Origin of the sequence: Enterococcus sp. DIV0755f (genome assembly GCF_051713725.1) — a bacterium.
Classification (GTDB): Bacteria; Bacillota; Bacilli; order Lactobacillales; family Enterococcaceae; genus Enterococcus_D; species Enterococcus_D casseliflavus.
Map to the genome: position 1 here is coordinate 3,047,492 of NZ_JBIOQL010000001.1, position 20,664 is coordinate 3,068,155.

Annotated in this window: 22 protein-coding genes and 1 tRNA gene; 12 read left to right on the forward strand and 11 right to left on the reverse strand. The window is 44.2% G+C overall.

The window, feature by feature from the left end; translation table 11 throughout:
- The first annotated feature begins 4 nt into the window (after window positions 1–4).
- Genes IGI73_RS13995 through IGI73_RS14010 form a run of 4 tightly spaced genes read left to right on the forward strand, consistent with a single transcriptional unit; the run spans window position 5 to window position 2,362 of the window.
- The gene (locus IGI73_RS13995) at window positions 5–289 is read left to right on the forward strand and encodes a PTS sugar transporter subunit IIB (RefSeq protein WP_428206776.1); all 285 of its coding nucleotides are present in this window, start codon (window positions 5–7) and stop codon (window positions 287–289) included.
- 12 nt (window positions 290–301) lie between these two features.
- On the forward strand, window positions 302–1,150 hold the full coding sequence (locus IGI73_RS14000; protein ID WP_225001289.1) for a class II fructose-bisphosphate aldolase: 849 nt from the start codon (window positions 302–304) through the stop codon (window positions 1,148–1,150).
- Complete coding sequence (locus IGI73_RS14005; RefSeq protein ID WP_249850389.1) at window positions 1,150–1,842, forward strand: triose-phosphate isomerase; 693 nt, start codon at window positions 1,150–1,152, stop codon at window positions 1,840–1,842. The genes IGI73_RS14000 and IGI73_RS14005 overlap by 1 nt, the downstream gene beginning before the upstream one ends.
- 4 nt (window positions 1,843–1,846) lie before the next feature.
- Window positions 1,847–2,362 carry a YjbQ family protein gene (locus IGI73_RS14010; protein ID WP_005227898.1) on the forward strand — a complete coding sequence of 172 codons (516 nt, stop codon included), beginning with the start codon at window positions 1,847–1,849 and terminating at the stop codon, window positions 2,360–2,362.
- 102 nt (window positions 2,363–2,464) lie between these two features.
- Here the strand turns inward: IGI73_RS14010 and IGI73_RS14015 are convergent.
- Window positions 2,465–2,537: transfer RNA gene (locus IGI73_RS14015), tRNA-Thr, on the reverse strand.
- A 126-nt stretch (window positions 2,538–2,663) separates the two neighbouring features.
- On the opposite strand from IGI73_RS14015, the gene IGI73_RS14020 reads away from it, so the two are divergent.
- Window positions 2,664–2,900 (forward strand): hypothetical protein, encoded by a 237-nt coding sequence (locus IGI73_RS14020; protein WP_005227896.1) that lies wholly within the window; start codon window positions 2,664–2,666, stop codon window positions 2,898–2,900.
- 174 nt (window positions 2,901–3,074) lie between these two features.
- Here IGI73_RS14020 and upp read toward each other — a convergent pair whose 3' ends face one another.
- The 9 genes from upp to IGI73_RS14065 form a co-directional block, all read right to left on the reverse strand.
- Complete coding sequence (gene upp / locus IGI73_RS14025; protein ID WP_005227894.1) at window positions 3,075–3,704, reverse strand: uracil phosphoribosyltransferase; 630 nt, start codon at window positions 3,702–3,704, stop codon at window positions 3,075–3,077.
- A 248-nt stretch (window positions 3,705–3,952) separates the two neighbouring features.
- Window positions 3,953–5,197 carry a serine hydroxymethyltransferase gene (gene glyA / locus IGI73_RS14030; RefSeq protein WP_005227890.1) on the reverse strand — a complete coding sequence of 415 codons (1,245 nt, stop codon included), beginning with the start codon at window positions 5,195–5,197 and terminating at the stop codon, window positions 3,953–3,955.
- 81 nt (window positions 5,198–5,278) lie between these two features.
- Window positions 5,279–6,307 carry an L-threonylcarbamoyladenylate synthase gene (locus tag IGI73_RS14035; protein WP_016609911.1) on the reverse strand — a complete coding sequence of 343 codons (1,029 nt, stop codon included), beginning with the start codon at window positions 6,305–6,307 and terminating at the stop codon, window positions 5,279–5,281.
- Window positions 6,308–6,483: 176 nt separating this feature from the next.
- Window positions 6,484–7,341, reverse strand: coding sequence for a peptide chain release factor N(5)-glutamine methyltransferase (gene prmC / locus IGI73_RS14040; RefSeq protein ID WP_428206777.1), 858 nt, complete (start codon window positions 7,339–7,341; stop codon window positions 6,484–6,486).
- Window positions 7,334–8,407 carry a peptide chain release factor 1 gene (gene prfA, locus IGI73_RS14045; RefSeq protein WP_428206778.1) on the reverse strand — a complete coding sequence of 358 codons (1,074 nt, stop codon included), beginning with the start codon at window positions 8,405–8,407 and terminating at the stop codon, window positions 7,334–7,336. Before prfA ends, prmC begins: the two co-directional genes overlap by 8 nt.
- Before the next feature lie 3 nt (window positions 8,408–8,410).
- Window positions 8,411–8,995 (reverse strand): thymidine kinase, encoded by a 585-nt coding sequence (locus tag IGI73_RS14050; RefSeq protein WP_005227882.1) that lies wholly within the window; start codon window positions 8,993–8,995, stop codon window positions 8,411–8,413.
- A gap of 136 nt (window positions 8,996–9,131) precedes the next feature.
- Entirely contained in the window at window positions 9,132–9,713 is a 582-nt protein-coding gene (locus IGI73_RS14055) for a GNAT family N-acetyltransferase (RefSeq protein ID WP_428206780.1), read from the reverse strand.
- A gap of 100 nt (window positions 9,714–9,813) precedes the next feature.
- Complete coding sequence (locus IGI73_RS14060) at window positions 9,814–10,203, reverse strand: GNAT family N-acetyltransferase (protein WP_428206781.1); 390 nt, start codon at window positions 10,201–10,203, stop codon at window positions 9,814–9,816.
- A 2-nt stretch (window positions 10,204–10,205) separates the two neighbouring features.
- A complete protein-coding gene (locus tag IGI73_RS14065; protein WP_284590727.1) occupies window positions 10,206–10,727 on the reverse strand; it encodes an AAA family ATPase in 522 nt (173 codons plus the stop codon).
- 92 nt (window positions 10,728–10,819) lie between these two features.
- Here IGI73_RS14065 and msrA point away from each other — a divergent pair, with 92 nt between their 5' ends.
- Together msrA and IGI73_RS14075 are read left to right on the forward strand one after the other, a co-directional pair.
- Complete coding sequence (gene msrA, locus IGI73_RS14070; protein WP_428206783.1) at window positions 10,820–11,338, forward strand: peptide-methionine (S)-S-oxide reductase MsrA; 519 nt, start codon at window positions 10,820–10,822, stop codon at window positions 11,336–11,338.
- A gap of 162 nt (window positions 11,339–11,500) precedes the next feature.
- The gene (locus IGI73_RS14075; protein ID WP_428206784.1) at window positions 11,501–12,565 is read left to right on the forward strand and encodes an iron-containing alcohol dehydrogenase family protein; all 1,065 of its coding nucleotides are present in this window, start codon (window positions 11,501–11,503) and stop codon (window positions 12,563–12,565) included.
- Between the two features lie 150 nt (window positions 12,566–12,715).
- On the opposite strand, the gene IGI73_RS14080 is transcribed toward IGI73_RS14075, so the two are convergent.
- Window positions 12,716–13,510: an HAD family hydrolase gene (locus tag IGI73_RS14080; RefSeq protein ID WP_428206785.1), complete on the reverse strand. Its 795-nt coding sequence runs from the start codon at window positions 13,508–13,510 to the stop codon at window positions 12,716–12,718.
- Between the two features lie 312 nt (window positions 13,511–13,822).
- Here IGI73_RS14080 and IGI73_RS14085 point away from each other — a divergent pair, with 312 nt between their 5' ends.
- From IGI73_RS14085 to IGI73_RS14105, 5 genes are all read left to right on the forward strand, one after another.
- On the forward strand, window positions 13,823–15,280 hold the full coding sequence (locus tag IGI73_RS14085) for a TrkH family potassium uptake protein (RefSeq protein ID WP_223597487.1): 1,458 nt from the start codon (window positions 13,823–13,825) through the stop codon (window positions 15,278–15,280).
- A 198-nt stretch (window positions 15,281–15,478) separates the two neighbouring features.
- Window positions 15,479–16,828 (forward strand): Mur ligase family protein, encoded by a 1,350-nt coding sequence (locus IGI73_RS14090; protein ID WP_005227862.1) that lies wholly within the window; start codon window positions 15,479–15,481, stop codon window positions 16,826–16,828.
- Window positions 16,821–17,492 (forward strand): type 1 glutamine amidotransferase, encoded by a 672-nt coding sequence (locus IGI73_RS14095; protein WP_005227859.1) that lies wholly within the window; start codon window positions 16,821–16,823, stop codon window positions 17,490–17,492. Before IGI73_RS14090 ends, IGI73_RS14095 begins: the two co-directional genes overlap by 8 nt.
- Window positions 17,493–17,679: 187 nt before the next feature.
- Window positions 17,680–19,272, forward strand: a complete 1,593-nt coding sequence (locus IGI73_RS14100) for an alpha-glucoside-specific PTS transporter subunit IIBC (RefSeq protein ID WP_428206786.1) — start codon at window positions 17,680–17,682, stop codon at window positions 19,270–19,272.
- Between the two features lie 13 nt (window positions 19,273–19,285).
- On the forward strand, window positions 19,286–20,617 hold the full coding sequence (locus IGI73_RS14105) for a 6-phospho-alpha-glucosidase (RefSeq protein WP_008379332.1): 1,332 nt from the start codon (window positions 19,286–19,288) through the stop codon (window positions 20,615–20,617).
- The last annotated feature ends 47 nt before the right edge of the window (window positions 20,618–20,664 follow it).

The window sequence follows — 20,664 nt, forward strand, 5'->3', positions numbered from 1 at the left end:
GATAATGAAAAAATTACTGATTATGTGTGGTACAGGTGTTGCAACTTCAACAATTGTAACAAATAAGGTAAAAGAATGGCTGAAAGAAAAAGGATTAACTAATCAAGTGAAACTGTATCAATCCAAAGTGGCAGATGAGATGAATAAAATTGATAACTATGACATCGTGGTGAGTACAACGGTTGTTCCAGACTCAATCAAAGATCGTGTAATTATGGGGCTACCGCTCTTAACAGGGATTGGTACAGAAGAGATGTACGCGGAAATCGAAAAGAAAATCAAAGAGTAAGGAGAATGCCCTATGTTGGTCACAACAAAAGAACTATTCGCACATGCAGAAAAACACAACTATGCATTACCCGCAGCAAATTTTTTCGACTTAACTAGTGCAAGAACATACGCGGAAACTGCTGAAAGTTTGAACAAACCTTTGATATTGGCCTTCGCTCAATCCCATATGAACATGTTGACTTTAGAAGAGGCTGCCATGATTGGAAAATTTTTAGCAAAAAAAAGCACTACACCTATCGCTCTGCACCTAGATCACGGTACCGATGAAGAGGTCATCAAAAGAGCCATTCATTTAGGTTTTACTTCCGTAATGATTGACGCTTCTGAGGAGTCATTCGAAGAAAATGTCCGTCGGTCAAAGGAGATCGCCGATTACGCTCATAAAAATGGTGTCGTTGTTGAAGCGGAAATCGGGCACGTTGGGTCGGAAAACAGTCTGGAATCAGCCCTAAATAGTCAATCTATTTACACAGAACCTTCTGAGGCTGTTGCATTTGCCAAATTAACCGGTGTTGATTCGTTGGCAGTTTCTATTGGCACCTCTCACGGACATTATCAAGGGATACCCAAAATAAATTTTGACGTTTTAAATGAAATACACCATGCCGTCAATGTTCCTCTTGTTCTGCATGGCGGATCCTCTTCTGGCGATGAAAACCTTGAAAAATGTGCCTTAGAAGGTATCCGTAAAATAAATATTTTTACGGACTTCGTCACTGCTGCTATGAATGAAATTCACAAAAATCAACCAAATGACTATTTCGATCTACTTCACTCAGCAAGCAATGGAATGTCCAAGACACTCGAGCACTATTTTACAGTCTTTCATACCAAATCTTATCGTGAAGGAGAAAGCTAATGAAAAAAAGAACTTTAAGAACGCCATTCTTTGTCGTCAATCCCAAAGCCTATCTTTATGGAAAACAAGCATTGGCATTGGCAAAAGCTGCTGATGAGTTGTCGTCTTTATATGACATCGACATTCTATTTACTGTGCAACAAGCAGACGTTTCTCTAATTAAACAGGCAACAACACATTTATTCATCACTGTTCAACATTTAGACGGAATCGAAATCGGTCGAGGAATGGGTTATGTTTTACCCGAAGCAGTGGCAGAAGCCGGTGCTGAAGCTACCTTTTTAAACCATGCTGAACACCCCATGACATTGCAAGAACTGACTAAAGCGATGCAACGCTCAAATGAATTGGGAATTTTAACAATTGTTTGTGCGAATTCATTGACTGAAGCAAGAGCCGCAGCTTCCCTAAAACCCGATGTGATGGTTTGCGAGCCAACAGAACTAATTGGGACAGGACAAACCAGTGATCTTCAATACATGACGGAAACAAATCGTGTTGTTCGTGAAATTGATCCAGAAATCCTAATTCTGCAGGCAGCTGGTATATCTAGTGCTGCCGATGTTGAAAAAGCTTTGTCGTCAGGGGCTGATGGCACTGGGGGGACAAGCGGCATTGTGCAAGCAGAAGATCCAGTTCAAACCCTTACAGAAATGATCAAACAAGCGGTGAAGTATAAAAAGGAGGATTAACACTGTGAAATTTTTAAAAGAGCAACTGACGTTAACTTCTAACGGGAATCGAGTGTCTTACCACAACATCACAGAAGAAGTGAAAACGATGGTTGAAAAAAGTGGAATTTCAAATGGAATCTGTCTCGTACAGTCTCCTCATACGACCTGTTCGGTTATCTTTGAAGAATACATGCATGATACAGACTTTAACGGAGATGAATTTCTTCAAGTTGATTTAAACCGAATTCTCGATAAGATTATTCCTCGTGAGTTATCAGAAAATACCGATTACCGTTATCCTGGACCAAAGCATTTAGAATTTTTGATGAGTCTGGACGATCCAAACTACCCAACAGATCCAGCAACGATTTTAAACGGCGATGCACATATTCGCTCGAGTTTTTTCGGTGCAAGCGAAAGCTTTATTTTAAGTAACGGCAAGCTAGAGATCGGTTCCGTAGGCTATATCTATTTTGTTGATTTCGATCAAAATCGTGTGCGAAATAGGACATGCCATGTAATGCTAATGGGCGAATAAAAACAGTTACCGGGTAAACCAGAAAAAATTGAGATTACTTATCGCATGCAAAAGAAAAACCATGAATCCTCTAAAAGAAGATTCATGGTTTTTCTTTTCTTATGCCAGCTGCAGGATTCGAACCTGTGACCTACGCGTTACGAGTGCGTTGCTCTACCAACTGAGCTAAGCTGGCGTTGTATGGCACAAAGAAAATTATATGCAAAAACGGTTGTTTTGTAAAGAGGTCTGCTGAAAAAAATCTACTTACTGAAATTTTCCGAAAATTGTGATATAATAGAAGTATCAAGGAGGTTTTTACATGGCAACATTTGGTAAATTCGAAACAACAATTGTCCCGTCACAAGAAGGTTCAACGTTTGAGGTCGCTACTCCTGTCATGTTCACGTTCCATGGGAAGAAACAAACTGGTACCATCACAAAGCAGTTGAAAAACTCTGCGGTGGTCGAGCTGAACGAAACCCCAGAAAACCAGAAATTAGTTTCGCAAAGTAATGGTGTATTGATCATCAATTACAAACAATTAACCAAACTATAACCCGTTTAATGCAAGGAGAAAATCAGTTGATTTTCTCCTTTTTTCATTGTCTGATTTTATGAAAAGCTAAAAAAAGCCATGGATAACCGATCGAACCGTTTTGGCTGTCGATCTTCTTCCATGGCATCATTGACGAGGCAAAACTTCAGGTGCCTTTGTCTTATTTGTATTGATTTATTTTGTACCGAATAGACGGTCACCGGCATCGCCCAAACCAGGAACGATATAGCCGTGTTCATTTAGGCGTTCATCAAGATTTGCAGTATAGATGTCAACATCTGGATGGGCATCTTGCAATGCTTTCACGCCTTCTGGTGCAGCAACTAAGCAGACGAATTTCATGTTTGAAGCGCCGCGTTTTTTCAGTGCGTCGATCGCCATGATCGCTGAACCGCCCGTAGCTAACATTGGGTCAACGATAAATAATTGACGTTCATCGATGTCTTCAGGTAATTTTACGAAGTATTCGTGTGGTTCTAGCGTTTCTTCATCACGGTACATCCCGATATGACCAACTTTTGCGGCTGGGATCAATTCAAGGATACCATCAACCATGCCTAGACCTGCGCGCAGGATCGGAATGATCGCTACCTTTTTACCAGATAGTGTTTTTTGTGTTGATTCTTCAATTGGTGTTTCAATCACTAGATCTTCAAGCGGCATGTCGCGAGACACTTCATACGCCATCAACATTGCGATTTCATTAACAACTTCACGGAAAACCTTTGTTCCACAGTTCTTGTCGCGGATCATTGTTAATTTGTGTTGGATCAGCGGGTGATCGATTACTTGAAATTTACCCATTTAAAAAAATCTCCTTTGGTTTTTCTCTTATTTTAAAGCAAATCGGCTCTTGTTACAACCATCTGCCACAGGCAATACTGCTTTTCCTCAAAAAAAGGATTGCGTTAGAAGGAAGGAGACAAGACGGCATGAGAAGCGCCTCTGCGTTCATTCTAGCCCCTTTTTCACTTTCGGTGATCAAAGAGCTATAGCGCAGGAAAAACGCGTGAGACGTCTTGTCTGACCTTAACTTCTGTCACAGTCCCCTTTTATTTATTTTTATAAAGTGGATAGTTGTCCGTCAATTCTTTGACTTGCGCCGTGACTTCTGCCAAAACGGCTTCATCATTTGGTTTTTCTAAAACTTTGACGATCAATTTCGCCACTTCGACACAATCTTCTTCTTTAAAGCCACGACTAGTGATCGCTGGTGTCCCCACGCGAATCCCACTCGTTTTGAAAGGACTTAATGATTCGAAAGGAATCGAGTTTTTATTGACGGTGATATTGACTTGATCCAGCAAAGCTTCTGCTTCTTTGCCGTTCAAATCAAAGCCGCGCACATCGATCAATAATAGGTGATTGTCTGTTGCACCAGAGACCAAGCGGGCTTGTGGTGCTTGGTTGAAGACTTTCGCCATTGCTTGTGCATTGCGGATGACTTGCTCAGAGTACTCTTTGAACGACTCATCTTGTGCTTCTTTAAAAGCAACAGCTTTCGCTGCGATCACGTGCTCTAATGGGCCGCCTTGGATACCAGGGAAAACGGCACTATTGATTTTTTTCGCTAAGTCTTCATCATTTGTTAAAATCAAGCCGCCTCGAGGGCCGCGTAATGTTTTATGGGTCGTAGAAGTCGTGATGTCCGCATAAGGAACTGGGTTTGGATGAAGACCAGCCGCTACTAAACCAGCGATATGCGCCATATCCACCATCAATTTTGCGCCAACTTCATCAGCGATTTCACGGAACTTCGCAAAATCGATCGTACGTGAGTAAGCACTGGCACCAGCAACGATCAGTTTCGGTTGATGCTTACGCGCCAAAATACGAACGACATTGTAGTCGATGACTTCTGTTGCAGGATCAACACCATAACTAACAAAATTATAGGTCTTGCCGCTGAAATTCACTGGTGAGCCATGAGTCAAATGACCGCCTGCGGAAAGATCCATCCCTAATACTGTATCGCCTGTTTCGATCAACGCTAAATAAGCTGCTGTGTTGGCTTGAGAACCAGAATGCGGTTGAACATTGGCATATGCCGCACCGAAAATACTTTTCGCCCGTTCAATTGCTAAGTTTTCTACCACATCAACAAATTCACAACCGCCATAGTAACGACGACCTGGATAACCCTCAGCGTATTTATTTGTCAAAATACTACCTTGCGCAGCCATTACACCTTCTGAAACGATATTTTCAGACGCAATCAATTCCAAATTGTTTTGTTGACGATTCGTTTCTTTTTCGATCGCTTGCCACAATTCGGGATCAAACGTTTGATAATCCATGCTTACAACACCCCTTTACCTTAATGGTAGCATTGTATCACATTTCTTCATAAGCTACCTATAATGAATTCTGGTTTTTTGCTAATTTTCTTGAAAGAAACTTTGATTTGCAGCTTTTTTCAACCGATTCATATAAGCAGCCCCTAAGCCGCTTTCTGGAAACGTGGGTGCAAATAAGACATCTAACTCAGCAATCGATTCATCTAACGCCCGTAAACCAGCAAACAGCCCTTTTGTCGCGGCTTCCACACTGTCATCAAAAAATAAATAGATGGCTGCAGCTTCAAAGCGGACTTGCTCGGCGATCGTTGGTCCAGCTAAAACCCCTACCTTAAACTGCTGTTCTTTTGCCCAAGCCATGGCTGCCGGCCAATCTTGGTCATTGACCATCATGACGTTGGTATTCGGTGCATAGTGCTTGTATTTCATGCCCGGCGCTTTGGGTGCTTCACTTTCTGTTACTAAGTGCTGATCGACGAGGACTTTTGTTTGTAAAACTGCTTCAAGCTGTTCTTTAGAGATCGCACCAGGACGTAAGATGATCGGCGGCGCCGTTGGGTCACTCAAATCTAAGACCGTTGATTCGACACCGATCTGCGTCACCCCATCATCCAAGATGCCAGCGATTTTGCCTGCCAGATCATGCTGAACATGCGCAGCTGATGTTGGGCTTGGTTTACCAGAAGTATTCGCGCTAGGGCCAACCAATGGCTGTTGGGCTTGTTTGATCAACGCTAACGTCTTGGTGTTGTTTGGCATCCGAAAAGCCGCTGTGGATAAGCCGCCAGTAACAATGCTAGGTAAACTGTCTTTTTTGATCGAAAAGATCAAGGTTAAGGGCCCAGGCCAGAAAGTTTCCATCAATTTATCAGCAAAAGGATGCTTGTTATCCACAAACGGTTCCAACTGCTCTGGTTCGGCAATATGAACGATCAAAGGGTTGTCACTAGGTCGCCCTTTGACTTGATATACTTGCGCAACAGCCGTGGGCAAAAGCGCGCTAGCCCCTAGTCCATAGACGGTTTCCGTCGGGAACGCCACCAATCCCCCCTCAGCTAAAATAGCTGCGGCTTCGTTCAACTGTGTTTGATCAAAAATTTTTGTTTCCACAATTTATCCACATCCTTTTTTGAGAAGTTTCCACACTTATCAACATTTTCTCGTTTCTTTTCCACATTTTGTGGATAAGTCGTTTGTCAAGTGTGGATAACCCTGTTTATAACTCGGTTTATTTAGAAGTCGTTCATTTCATAAGGTTTTTGCAATTTTTCTGTAGCAAAAAAAAATTATTTATCCACATCTTGTGGATGACTGACGAACACCATCCGGTCTTGACCCGCAAGATCTTTTACTACGGTGACTTCTTTGTTGGGAAAAGCGGCTGCAAAAAGCTGTTGAACAGCTAATCCTTGCTGAAAGCCGATTTCTAGCGCCATTTGCCCGTTAGGCGCCAAACAATTCGGTGCTTGCTGTGCCAATTGCTTATAGATCGCCAATCCTTGTTCTTGAGCAAAAAGCGCCATTTTAGGCTCTTTTTCTCTTACGCTGATATCCATCAGCGGCCACTCTTCAGCGCTGATATACGGTGGGTTGGAAACGATCAGATCCCATTGCTGATCTGCCACGGGCTCTAAGGTATCTCCTTGGAAAAAGCGAATCTCCGCGCCTAAGGCTGCCGCATTTTCTTTAGCAACGGCTAATGCCTCTGCTGAAAGATCCACGGCACTTACGGCCCACTGCGGACGTGCCAATTTTAAGGCAATGGCGATCGCTCCAGTACCTGTGCCGATGTCTACGACTCGCAGCGGCTGATCTGCTGGTAATTTTGCCAAACACTTTTCCACCAGCTCTTCGGTTTCTGGACGCGGGATCAAGGTTGCAGGGGTCACTTTTAAGCGATGCCCATAAAATTCTTCATACCCTAATAAATATTGCGGTGGTTCATGCTGCAGCAGCTGCTCAAGATCTGCTGTGATCTGTGCCTCATCTTCCCTTAAGATGGGTTGGTCCATCTGCAGCAGCCAATCGAGTTGCTGCCAGTTTTTTCGCTGTAAAAACAGGTATTGGATCGCATACCCGTCCAGCCCTTTCGTTTCTAAAAAAGAAGAAGCCCGTGAAAGGACTTCTCGATAGGTTTTAGCCATTTTGCATCTCATCTAATTTTGATGTTTGATCGTAAACGATCAGTGCATCAACAATTTCATCGAGTTTTCCAGCTAAAATTTGATCCAATTTTTGAATAGTCAACCCGATACGGTGATCTGTTACGCGGTTTTGCGGGAAGTTATAGGTGCGAATCCGTTCAGAACGATCGCCGGTACCCACTGCTGATTTACGGTTTGCATCGTATTCACTTTGTGCTTCTTGCTGCATTTGGTCATAGACCCGCGCCCGCAAGACTTTCATCGCTTTCTCACGGTTTTTCAGCTGTGAACGCTCATCTTGCATCGCAACAGCGATCCCTGTTGGCAAGTGCGTCAGACGAACAGCAGAGGCTGTTTTGTTGACGTGCTGACCACCAGCACCAGAGGCATGGTAAATATCGGTCCGAATATCTTTGTCTGCGATATCGATTTCGACTTCTTCAGCTTCGGGCATAACCACGACCGTTGCCGTAGACGTATGGATTCGGCCTTGTGATTCGGTAGACGGTACCCGCTGCACTCGGTGGGCGCCGCTCTCATATTTCAATTTTGAAAAGACGTTGTCGCCAGTGATCATCATGATGACTTCTTTGTACCCACCGATCCCAGTGACGTTGGCATCCATGACTTCGACTTTCCAGCCTTGGTTTTCCGCATATTTTTGATACATATTGAAAAGATTGCCAGCAAATAAGGCTGCTTCATCGCCGCCTGCTGCACCACGGATCTCCATGATGATGTTTTTGTCATCATTCGGATCTTTGGGCAATAACAAGATTTTGATGCGTTCTTCTAAAACATCTTTTTCTTTTTTCAAGTCAGAGAGTTCTTCTTTGGCCATCTCTGCCATTTCCGCATCAAGGTTTTCCCCGAGCATTTCTTCGGTATCCTTGATTCCCTCAACGACTTCTTTGTAACGACGGTAGACTTCCACCGTTTCCCGTGTATTGGCTTCTTCTTTTGAAAGCTGCATGAAGCGTTTGGTGTCAGAGATCACGGCTGGATCACTTAGTAATTCGCCTAATTCTTCGTAACGGTCTTCGATTGCTTGTAACTGATCGTACATTGATTATTCTCCTTCTTTTTTCATTCCCGGGTGAAAGTAATGTTTGCGGCAAACAGGATAATACGCTTCGTTACCGCCGATTTGTACTTGGTCGCCCTCGTAAACGGGTTTTCCGTCGATATAGTGCAAGTTCATGGTTGCTTTTTTATGACAGAACCAGCAGATGGTTTTCATCTCTTCGATTTTATCTGCGTAAAGCAACAAGTATTTTGAGCCTTCAAATAATTCATTGCGGAAATCATTTTTCAAACCAAAGGCCATCACAGGGATACCTAACTCGTCCACGATTTTGGTGAAAGCCAGCACATGATGCTTCTTTAGGAACTGTGCTTCGTCGATCAAAATACAATAAGGTTTGTAACCGAGGTCTTTGATCAAATGGAACAGATCCGTTTCATCAAAAATCGGGATCGCGTCTCGTTCTAAGCCGATGCGACTTGAAACATTTCCCACACCGCTTCTCGTGTCCAATCCACTTGTCATGATCACGACTGGTTTGTCTTGTTCTTCATAGTTGTGAGCAACTTTCAGTATCTCGATCGTTTTCCCACTATTCATTGCGCCATATTTAAAAAAAAGCTGTGCCATCTCGCCCATCCTTCCTCATACTCCTTTGGTATTATACTTGAAAAAGGAGAATTTTTACAGACTTAAATTCGACACCTGCCGCCTTTTACGCAAGAGTTTTACGAAAAATTAACGGATTTTTTGCCGCCGCCATCTCTTACTCGTTTCTGGCTTTTTGAGCAACTTCTGCCAATACTTGACAAGCCAGCGAATATTCTGGATTTTCATTCCCATTGATATCCGTTGCAATGATCACAAATTCGAGCTGCTGATAGAGCGTGATTGCTGCATGGCTCCAGGTTTGCGTATGAAGATACATCGGCTCGTTGGCTGCCTCCAAGACAGAAACGACTTGCGTGACCAAGCCGCGAGCGATCCCTTGACGTTGAGCTTGCGGCATTACTGCTACCCAATGGACTAGTGGAACCGGTGTGCCGTCTTGCTTGGCTTTTTTCCAAGCGGTAGCCGTACCGACCGGTGTACCTGATTGATCAAGGGCAAAAAACATTCGCTGTCCTAGCTGTGCTTGCTCAGGCATAAATTCTTTTTCAAAATACGCCAATGCCTCGGCCTCATTGTCAAACTCTCCGACGGATGTTTCGATCCGTGCCCAGTGCCTTTCGTCTCCTGCTTGGTAGCTGCGTAATGAATAGTTATCGGATTGAACAGGCTGGATCGGTGTGCTTTTGTGCGCTCGCTTCATCCAGATTTCTGCATATGGAATTGATTTATCTAACATTGGTTGTGCCTCTCTTTCATTGTTTTTTTCCTTGTTCAAAGGTTTATTTGAGAATCAATTTGGAATCAATCATGTAATTTCTTTACTAGAAAAATTTCTGTTAGCTGATTTTGCGTATGGGCGATTCTCCCAATTTCATCATAGCCCAATCGCTGATAAAAATCAGGCGCTTGAAAATCAAAGGTTGCCGTCTGACAATTTTCACAGCTAATGCTTTCAACTGCTGTTCAAGAGCAGTAAGAATCTGCTTACCATACCCTTTCCCCCGCTCGGATGCTTTGACCCACAGGATGTCAAGATAACCGATGTGATACATCGAGGCATAGCCAATGCCACCAGCAATCACCATCCCCTCTTTTTTGATTACACAACTGAAGCTCTGATAGGTTTCTGTTTGCGTAAATGGTTTTTGGTGCTTTGTATACGCTGTTAACGCTGATTCTAAAGCAGCCAATTCTTGCTCGTTTCCTTGTTCAATGACTAGCGCCACAGTCAATCCCGCCTTCTTATTTCTTCATAGTCAGCCATGATCTGATTGACCGTTTCTGCTATCGTTTGCCCTTCTTTAATCAGCCTTTCCTTTAAAGACTCCTGCGGGAAAAGCAAGTCACGCTCAAGCCACCATTCACGCATGTTCTCCTCGGAAAAATGGTCTCGCTGCATTCGGGTCTGATGTCTTTTGACCGTTTCCTCAAAAGAAAGATCAAAATAATAAACGAGATTACTTTCGGGAAAGAGTTGAATCAGAAAGTCGAGAAAGTCTTGGTATTTTTCACGAGAATAAATTCCTTCAACAAGTACCAATGGCACTTTCCCCTTCGCATACAAGACGGCTTCTTTCATCAAACCGATTGCTAAATTATTGGGGCTATCTTTGACACAAAAAATTTCTCTGCGAAAAACATCTTGTGAAATCAACACTGCTTTCTCACCGAAAATGTGTTGAACAGCTCTGGCAATAGTGGTTTTGCCGCTGCCAGAATTACCTCGAAGTAAAATCAAAATACTTTCCATGCAAACTTCCTTTCTTCATTGCCCTGTTTTCTAAGCATATCTCTTGTTTTTCTCTACTAGAAGCATACCATAGAAGCAAAGGAGGAATACCTATGAAAGATACGGCAATTTTTGCTGGCGGTTGTTTTTGGTGCATGGTGAAACCTTTTGACTCGCAGCCAGGCATCCTCAAAGTAGTTTCTGGCTTTACTGGCGGCCATGTGCCTAACCCAACCTACCAACAAGTAACGACAGGAACCACCGGGCACACCGAAGCAGTTGAGATTACCTTTGATCCTGAGGTCATCTCTTATGAAGAATTGGTTGCCATTTATTGGCAGCAGACAGACCCCACGGATGCGTTTGGTCAGTTTGCCGACCGTGGTGATTCCTATCGTCCAGTAATTTTTTACAATAGTGAAAAACAAAAAGCGATTGCGGAAAAATCAAAGGCGCAGTTGCAAGCTAGCGGCCGCTTTGACCGTCCGATCGTAACGAAGATCGAACCAGCAGAACCTTTTTATCCTGCAGAAGACTACCATCAAGATTTTTACAAGAAAAATGCAGCCCATTACAATGCTTATAGCGAAGGCTCCGGTCGAGCTGGCTTTATTCGCCAAAACTGGGCCTAACATTTTTGGAGCATGCCTCCCGATTCATCATTAACAGCCGATTTGCTCCCAAGGCAGATCGGCTGTTTTCTGTTTCTTTTGCCAAAAGGAAATTGACAGTCAGGGCATTTTCGCGATACACTGATTAGAAAATTCTGACGATTATAAAGGAGTGTTTGTTTGATGTTAGCCAATGAAGTCCGTCCAGGTCCTAATCGATATATTACTGGCGATGGGGTCTTATCTGATTTGCCAGAGTATTTAAGTGAGTTCCAAGAAGTTGCTGTGATCACTGGGGAGCAGTCATTCGATGTGTTTTCAGCCTATTACCCCCATTCATTTGACTACCCGATCTACCGCTACGATGGATCATCGAGTTATGAAAATGCGCAAGCCTTAGCTGAAGCGATCCAGCAAGCGGATGCCGTGGTGGCAATCGGCGGCGGCAAGGTCGCTGATACAGCAAAAATCACCGCCCAAACCCTTGGCGCAGAATTGATCGTGATCCCTACATTGGTTTCCAACTGTGCACCCTTTACCCCGGTGATCGTCGCCTATTACCCCGATCATACGATTTGTAAAATCGACTATGCCAAAAAAGGTGCCTACATGACGATCGTCGACACCCGTTTTTTACTAGCTACACCCGTTGATTACTTTATCGCTGGGATCGCTGATACGTTAGCCAAATATTATGAAATGGAAGCCATCGTCCGCAACATGGCAGAAGACGACAAGACTGCCTTAGTACGGCTAGGTTTCCAAAGCGCTCTTTTGATCAAAAACTTGTTGATTGCCGATGCGATCCAAGCTGTCAAAGACCTAGAAGTCGGGCAGCTGACCCCCGCCTTTGCCCGCATCACCGATGCGATCATTGCTTTGGCAGGCGAAGTTGGTGGTTTTGCAGTCGAATTTGGCCGTACGTCTGGTGCGCATGCGCTGCATGACGGCTTGTCTTATTTGAGTGAGACCCATAGTGTCTTGCACGGCAATAAAGTCGCCTACTGCATTTGGGTCCAGCTTGCCTATACCAATGATTTTGATGTGATTGAAGAATTACGGCCATTTTACGAAGCTTTGCACTTGCCAATGAAGCTGAAGGATCTCCACGTGACACGCCTTGATCGGGATTACTTCTCCTCGGTTCTGACCTATGCTGTCAAAGAAGATGAAACCTTTATTTTGATCGATCCTGCGATCACACCCGAAAAAGTCTATCAGGCGATCGAAGCGGTGGAGGCGCTGTAAACCGTACACATTGCTAAACAGCTTTATATCAAAAAAACTGTTTCCCTAATACATTTCGGAAACAGTTTTTTTATTTGATCAAACAGACACGCAGTAGCGATCCTGGCTGCGCATATTCTTAGCGGGCGACAGCAACTGGCGCATTGCCCATCACTGCACGACTTCACCCAGCAACCCGTTTTCTAAGCAGTAATGATAAATGCCTTCCTCGGCTACGTGACCGATCACTTCATCGGCGATTGCTTTTAACTCATCCGAGGCATTATTCATTGCGAGACCCCAGCCGACTGCCTCCAGCATCTCAATGTCATTGTTGCCATCGCCAAAGGCAATGGCTTCAGATTTATCCAAGCCATAGTAAGCCAGCATTTTGGCAATGCCGCTTCCTTTCCCACTGCTGGCTGGAATAATATCGACTGCGCGATCCCACCAGGCGGTGATTATCGCCTCCGTGGTATTTGCCATCACTTTGGCGTAGTCTTCTTTCCCTGAGCCTAGCATCACTTGAAAAATGTCTTGCTGTTGGATCACCTCATCAAAATCTTCTGCCACGATCACTTCTTGGTGGGCAAAGGAAAAATACTCAACTAAATCAGCATCTTTGCCATTGGCAACCGTTCGGTCCTTCGTAGCGATCGCTACTGGACGCTTGAGTGCCGTCGCATTTTCAATGATTTGCTGAACATCTTTTTTAGGAATGGGGTTTTGGTGGATCCCCTCGGCTTGATTAAAACAATACGACCCGTTAAAGGTCAAAAACGCATCGAAGGTCACGCCTTCAAATTGCGGCAACGCGATGGGACTTCTGCCAGTCGCAATGCACAACAGGATCCCTTGCTTCTTCAAGGCTTTTAATGTGGCTAACATTCTTTCAGAGATTTGCTTTTTGCTCATATCGATCAGTGTGCCATCAACATCGAAAAAAATAATTTTTACGTCTTTCATGATACTCCCCATTTCCGTCTCGATTTTCAAAAAATTTGATGCGCTTTTTTGTCCGCTTTCTCGCTATTGTTCCGTGCGGATCGTCGCTGCTATCTTTTTCTTCTTTTATCTTCTCATAAATTGCCAGCGTTTTCTTCTGAAATCGTGAAATCCTTACTGATTTGCTTCGAGTTTTTAAGTTTCTTAAGCAATCAAGCTGCCGCAAGAACCACAGCCTGATCGTGTCCTCTAACCCAACGATACTTTCCAAAAGCTTTTCCTTGCACAATTTCTGCTGCTCATGAATTCTATCCTGCTTTCTTTCAAATCTACTTGGTTCTTTGGTATACTGGGGATAGTTTATTTAGTGAGGGGTTTTTTGTAATGAACTTTACCCGCTTTGCCCGCTTGACGCAGCGCAGGAGCAAGACGTTTATTTCCCAGAACGTGTCTTCAATCCAAGTGATTGTTTTTTATTATATCGTGATGACGGTGGTCTCTTTGGGGCTTTTTTCACTCCCCTTCTTTCGAGAACCCGGCTCTCATGTCGCGTTTATCGATCTGTTCTTTATGGCGGTCAGCACGGTCAGTGTCACTGGGCTGACTACTTTTCCGATCAATGACGTGTTTAACGACCACGGGGTCATCTTATTGGAAGTCCTCTTTCAAGTCGGCGGTTTAGGGATCATGATGATCTCGACCTTTTTTGCGATCGTCTCACGGCGCAAAATCAGTTTAAAGCAGCGCCAGTTGATCATGACGGATATGAATCAGCCAAAGCTTAGTGGGATCGTTCGGATGATTCGAACGACGTTTACAATCATCTTGCTTTGTCAGGTGGTAGCAGGCACGATCTTTGCTGTTTATTTTCATCTTTACGGCTATTATGACAATTGGCGAGATGCGATCTTTTATGGATTTTATCAAGCGATCTCTGCTGTGACCAACTCAGGGTTTGATGTGACGGGCAATTCCATCTTGCCGTTTTCTCATGATTATTTCTTCCTGACGTGTATCATGATTTTGATTTTTATCGGGGGGATCGGATTTCCAGTAATTATGGACTTTCGGGAATGGGTCCTTTTTAAAATGAAAAAACAACGCCGCCGCTTGCCGTTTCGCTTTTCATTATTCACAAAAATTGCTGTTTTGGCTTTCGTGATCCTCTTTGTCGGCGGTACATTAGCGATCTTTTTCCTTGAGAAAGATTATTTGTTCAAAGATTACAGCTTTAGCGGTATGTGGATGAACAGCATGTTTTATTCCATGACAACGCGGAATGCTGGCCTGCAGATCCATGACTTAGGCAACTTTCAAACCACGACGTTGATCGTTTTCTCCTTGCTGATGTTTATTGGTTGTAGTCCCAGCTCTGTTGGCGGGGGGATTCGGACGACGACCATTGCCATCATTGGGCTGTACCTCTATGCCTTCTTGAAAAGTGAGGACAATATCAATATCTTCGGTCGCCGCATCGATCAAGATGACGTCCGCAAATCAGTGGTAGTCTTCATGCTTTCGATGGGTATGTGCTTCTTTTGTGTCTTATTCTTGACCGCCATCGAGGATATCCCTTTGATCGCCATCATTGTTGAAGTTTCCTCGGCATTTGGAACCACAGGGCTTTCTTTAGGAATCACGGGCGATTTATCAACCATCGGCAAACTCGTGATTGCTCTTTTGATGTTTATCGGCCGTGTCGGTATGCTGTACACCTTGATGTTATTCGTACCAAAAGAAACACGTGACTTAGGCTACGAGTACCCAACGGAAAAAATCATTATCGGTTAAAGCAGCAGCAAACCTGGCAGAAGGTTTGCTGTTTTGCTTTTCAAGCCTTTGATCATCGCAAGTAAAAGAGCCATTTATCAGGATGGTCTTTGCAGAAATTTAAAGAATCGCAAAAGCAATTTAACCTTTTTCTTGGTATATGGTATGATAAATTGAATTTGCACAATGAAAGCATTCGCTCTAATGGAGGGTTACATTATGGGAATACGAAGTCATCTGGCTGTTTCAGTCGGTAAGACCTCTCAATGGGTATTAAAGAACTTTTTCAAAGGCGGCTCAAGCCTGCCTGGTAAATTAGCATTAAAAGTTGATCCACATATATTAGATCATTTGGCGAAAGATTACCAAGTCGTCGTGATCACAGGCACCAACGGCAAAACATTGACGACTGCCTTGACTGTCAATATTTTGCGCCAAGAATTTGATGAAGTATTGACGAACCCCACCGGCGCCAATATGGTCCAAGGGATCGTTTCAACCTTTCTATCGGCACGCCCTAAAAAAGGCAAAAAATTCGCGGTTTTAGAAATCGATGAAGCCAGTCTCAGCAAAGTAACGAAGTACATCAAACCGGAATTGTTCGTTTTCACTAATATTTTCCGCGATCAAATGGACCGTTATGGCGAGATCTATACGACCTATAAAATGATCGTTGAAGGTGCCGCAAACTCACCAGAAGCTACGATCCTCTGCAATGGGGATTCGCCACTGTTCAATTCGGTAGCAACTGTCAATCCGCGGAAATACTATGGATTTGATCATTTGCCAGATGAAGAGCAGATGGCCCATTACAATACGGATGGCGTGTTGTGTCCTGAGTGTCATCACATTTTACACTATAAAATGATCACCTATGCCAATCTTGGAAAATACTACTGCCCAAATTGCGGCTTCCATCGACCAGAATTGGATTATAAACTGACGGAAATGACCGCAATGGACAACACCTCTGCTGATTTTGTGATCGATGGCAATGACTATCGCATCGAAGTTGGTGGGATGTACAATGTCTACAATGCGCTGGCGGCAACTGCGGTTGCGGAATATTATGGCGTAGCACCTGCAAAAATCAAATCTGGTTTGGCCTATGACGAAAAAGTCTTTGGTCGTCAAGAAGTGATCCGCATTGGGGACAAAGAATGTACGTTAGTCTTAGTTAAAAACCCTGTTGGTTTGAACCAAGTCATCGATATGATCGGCCTGTCGCCCTATCCTTTCTCGCTAGTCAGCTTGTTGAATGCCAACTACGCAGATGGGATCGACGTCAGCTGGATTTGGGATGGCGACCATGAAGCGTTTGCCGATATGGGGATTCCTCAAGTGATCGCTGGTGGTGATCGTCACAAAGATATGGCGTTGCGGCTAAAAGTTGCGGGGATCCCTGAAGAAAAAATCATTGAAACCCCTGAACTTGATGACGTCATCAAGCAAATCGCAGACTTACCAACAGAAAAAGTCTATATTTTAGCGACTTACACTGCAGTCTTGCAGCTACGCAAAAAGCTTGCGGAAAAAGGCTATATCAAAGGAGGAATGAGTCGTGACTAAGTATCAACTGAATGTTGCCCACTTGTATGGAAATCTTTTGAATACTTATGGCGACAACGGCAATCTCTTGATGCTGCGCTACGTGGCCGAAAAACTAGGCGTGACCTTCAACGCAGAAGTCGTCAGCATTCACGAGCCCTTCGATCCTGAAAAATATGATCTCGTCTTCTTCGGTGGCGGACAAGATTTTGAACAAGTGATCGTTTCACAAGATATCCAATCAAAAAAAGAAGCCCTGACCAGCTATATCGAAAATGATGGCGTCATGCTGGCGATCTGCGGCGGCTATCAATTGCTGGGTCATTACTACATCGGTGCCAACGGTGAGAAAATCAATGGGATCGGCGCCTTGGATCATTACACCTTAAGCCAAGAAAACAACCGATTCATCGGTGACATCGTGATCCACAATGAAGAATTCGATGAGACCTATTATGGCTTTGAAAACCATAATGGCCGTACTTTCTTAGGTAAAGGGGAAAAACCATTGGGGAAAGTCATCCAAGGACAAGGAAACAATGGCGAAGACCAAACCGAAGGCGTGGTTTACCGCAATGTGTTCGGCTCTTACTTCCACGGACCGCTCCTTGCAAGAAATGAGCATTTGGCAGAGCGCTTGATCCGCACCGCCCTTGCCAATCGTTATGGCAACGTCGAAATTTAAATACACGTACGTAGCAAACAAACCTGTTTTTCGCAGGTTTGTTTTTTTATGGGAAATTTCCCCGCAGTTGCCACTTTTTCTCTTTGTTTGCTTCTACGTTCCTATGCTTCCTCGCTTTATTGTAACCGCTATCTTTCTTTTCTATACTGAGGTTGTAGTAAAAATTGAAAGGAGATGTTAAGAAATTATGATGGAAAAAGTTCAGCGGTTTGGCGGTGCGATGTTTACCCCGGTCCTCTTGTTTTCCTTTTCAGGGATCATGGTCGCGCTGTGTATTATTTTTAAAAATCCGATGCTTGTGGGGAGCATCGCCACTGAAGGCTCTACTTGGTACAACATTTGGACGATCATTGAAAACGGAGCGTGGACGGTCTTCAACCAAATGGAATTATTATTTGTCATTGGATTACCGATCGGTCTCGCAAAAAAAGCCAATGCGCGAGCGGCAATGGAAGCCTTTGTCGTCTATATTACTTGTAATTATTTTATTTCTGGCATGATCGAGTACTTTGGTAACTTCTTCGGTGTCAACTTTGCAGCTGATCCCGGCGGTGAGAGTGGCTTGAAAATGATCGCTGGCATCAAAACATTAGATACTGGTATTATCGGAGCAATTTTTATTTCGGCGATCGTCGTCTATCTTCACAACAAGTTTTTCGATACGAAGCTGCCTGATTTTCTCGGAATCTTCCAAGGCTCTTCCTTTGTCGTGATCCTCGGTTTCTTTTTAATGCTGCCAGTTGCTTTCTTGATCGCATTGATTTGGCCGAAAGTCCAAGCTGGCATTGGGTCCATGCAAGGGTTTCTAGCAAGTGCTGGGGTCTTTGGGGTCTGGCTCTATACTTTCTTAGAGCGAATATTGATTCCCACAGGTCTCCATCATTTCGTGTATACCCCCTTTGTTTTTGGTCCCGCTGTCGTCGAAGAAGGAATCTCCAAATACTGGATGGCACATTTACAAGAATTTGCCCAATCCACCAGACCATTGAAAGAGCTTTTCCCTGAAGGGGGCTTTGCTTTACATGGCAATTCTAAGATCTTTGCTGCACCGGGGATCGCTGCTGCTTTTTATTTCACAGCCAAGCCTGAAAACAAAAAGAAGGTCTTAGCGATTTTGATCCCTGCCACTTTAACTGCCGTTTTAGCTGGTATCACCGAGCCATTGGAATTCACCTTCCTCTTTATCTCACCACCCCTCTTTGCGGTGCACGCTGTGTTAGCAGCGACCATGGCGGCAACGATGTTTGCCTTCGGGGTCGTTGGAGATATGGGGGGCGGCTTGATTGATCTGTTGGCGAAGGTCTGGATTCCGCTATTTCAAAATCATCGCAGTATGATCTTCACGCAGCTGGTGATCGGGTTAGCCTTTACTGCCCTTTATTTCCTTGTTTTCCGCTTCTTGATCCTCAAGTTTAAGTTAGCCACACCAGGACGGGAAGAAAACAATAGCGAAGTCAAACTGTACACCAAAAAAGATTACAAAGAAAAACAAGCCAACACTGGAACGCCAGTGATGGCTGGTGCCAATCGCTACACCGAACAAGCCGCAGTCTACTTAGAAGGGTTTAGCGGTCGCGACAACATTGATAAAGTCACTAATTGTGCCACTCGCCTAAGAATCACCGTCAAAGATCAAGACCAAGTGCTGCCAGATGACATCTTTAAAGGCGCTGGTGCCCATGGTGTCGTTCGCAACGGCAACGCCTTCCAAGTGATCGTTGGCCTGGATGTGCCACAAGTGAGAGAACAATTCGAAAAATTATTAGCTGTATCAGACTAAGGAGGAAACAAAAATGAAAAAATTTTCAATCGTGATCGCCGGAGGCGGCAGTACCTTTACCCCAGGAATCGTCTTGATGCTTTTGGAACACTTGGATCGTTTCCCGATTCGCCAAATCAAGTTTTACGACAATTTGGAAGAACGACAAGAAAAAGTTGCACAAGCTTGCGAGATTTTATTAAAAGAACGCGCACCAGAAATCAGCTTTTTAGCAACCACTGATCCCGAAACCGCATTTCAGGATGTCGATTTTGTGATGGCGCATATCCGAGTTGGCTTGTATGCGATGCGCGAAAAGGATGAAAAAATCCCTTTGAAATATGGTGTGGTCGGCCAAGAAACTTGTGGTCCTGGCGGGATCGCTTATGGGATGCGTTCTATCGGCGGTGTATTGGAGTTAGTCGATTACATGGAAAAATATTCCCCTGATGCATGGATGTTGAATTATTCCAATCCTGCAGCGATCGTCGCAGAAGCGACTCGTAAATTGCGCCCTGATGCCAAGATCATTAATATTTGTGATATGCCAGTGGGAATCGAAGAACGGATGGCGCAAGCGATCGGTTTAGCTTCTCGCAAAGAGTTGGTGGTTCGCTATTATGGCTTGAATCACTTTGGCTGGTGGACAGATATACGAGACAAAGCTGGCAATGATTTGCTGCCGCAGATCCAGGCGCATGTGGCAAAATACGGCTATTCATTGCCAGAAGAAATCGAAGCGAGCCAACATGCTGATGCCAGCTGGATGCACACCTTTGCCAAAGCAAAAGAAGTGTACGAAGTTGATCCATCCACTTTGCCAAATACCTACTTGAAATATTACTTTTTCCCTCAAGATGAAGTGGCGCACACCAACCCATCTTTTACACGGGCAAATGAAGTCATGGCTGGCCGCGAAAAACACGTCTTTGGTGAATGCCAACGCATCGTAGAAAACCAGACAGCGACTGACACCACGCTTGAAGTGGATGAACACGCCAGCTACATCGTGGACCTTGCACGAGCGATCGCTTATAACACGCAAGAACGGATGCTGTTGATCGTGCCTAACGAAGGAGCGATCGTCAACTTTGATGAGCAGGCAATGGTGGAAGTGCCTTGTATCGTCGGCAGTAACGGGGCAGAACCAATCACACAAGGCAAGATCCCTCGCTTCCAAAAAGGATTGATGGAGCAACAAGTCGCCGTAGAAAAATTAGTCGTGGAGGCTTGGGCAGAGGGTTCTTACCAGAAATTATGGCAAGCACTGATTCTTTCAAAAGTGGTTCCAAATGCCCGTGTAGCCAAAGAATTACTCGATGAATTGATTGAAGCAAATCAAGCCTTTTGGCCAGAATTACACTAGCCAGCGTTCTTCGCCTCCCCTCCTGGCTTTTCAGCTATACTTAATCA

Bases quoted from the DNA above. Each gene is read 5' to 3' on its own strand.
- IGI73_RS14050 (WP_005227882.1), bottom strand. From the start codon at position 8,995: ATGGCACAGCTTTTTTTTAAATATGGCGCAATGAATAGTGGGAAAACG.
- IGI73_RS14080 (WP_428206785.1), bottom strand. From the start codon at position 13,510: ATGAAAGACGTAAAAATTATTTTTTTCGATGTTGATGGCACACTGATC.
- IGI73_RS14055 (WP_428206780.1), bottom strand. From the start codon at position 9,713: ATGTTAGATAAATCAATTCCATATGCAGAAATCTGGATGAAGCGAGCG.
- prfA (WP_428206778.1), bottom strand. From the start codon at position 8,407: ATGTACGATCAGTTACAAGCAATCGAAGACCGTTACGAAGAATTAGGC.
- IGI73_RS14105 (WP_008379332.1), top strand. From the start codon at position 19,286: ATGAAAAAATTTTCAATCGTGATCGCCGGAGGCGGCAGTACCTTTACC.
- IGI73_RS14100 (WP_428206786.1), top strand. From the start codon at position 17,680: ATGATGGAAAAAGTTCAGCGGTTTGGCGGTGCGATGTTTACCCCGGTC.
- IGI73_RS14005 (WP_249850389.1), top strand. From the start codon at position 1,150: ATGAAAAAAAGAACTTTAAGAACGCCATTCTTTGTCGTCAATCCCAAA.
- glyA (WP_005227890.1), bottom strand. From the start codon at position 5,197: ATGGATTATCAAACGTTTGATCCCGAATTGTGGCAAGCGATCGAAAAA.
- IGI73_RS14020 (WP_005227896.1), top strand. From the start codon at position 2,664: ATGGCAACATTTGGTAAATTCGAAACAACAATTGTCCCGTCACAAGAA.
- IGI73_RS14000 (WP_225001289.1), top strand. From the start codon at position 302: ATGTTGGTCACAACAAAAGAACTATTCGCACATGCAGAAAAACACAAC.
- IGI73_RS14075 (WP_428206784.1), top strand. From the start codon at position 11,501: ATGTTAGCCAATGAAGTCCGTCCAGGTCCTAATCGATATATTACTGGC.
- prmC (WP_428206777.1), bottom strand. From the start codon at position 7,341: ATGGCTAAAACCTATCGAGAAGTCCTTTCACGGGCTTCTTCTTTTTTA.
- upp (WP_005227894.1), bottom strand. From the start codon at position 3,704: ATGGGTAAATTTCAAGTAATCGATCACCCGCTGATCCAACACAAATTA.
- IGI73_RS14090 (WP_005227862.1), top strand. From the start codon at position 15,479: ATGGGAATACGAAGTCATCTGGCTGTTTCAGTCGGTAAGACCTCTCAA.
- IGI73_RS13995 (WP_428206776.1), top strand. From the start codon at position 5: ATGAAAAAATTACTGATTATGTGTGGTACAGGTGTTGCAACTTCAACA.
- msrA (WP_428206783.1), top strand. From the start codon at position 10,820: ATGAAAGATACGGCAATTTTTGCTGGCGGTTGTTTTTGGTGCATGGTG.
- IGI73_RS14065 (WP_284590727.1), bottom strand. From the start codon at position 10,727: ATGGAAAGTATTTTGATTTTACTTCGAGGTAATTCTGGCAGCGGCAAA.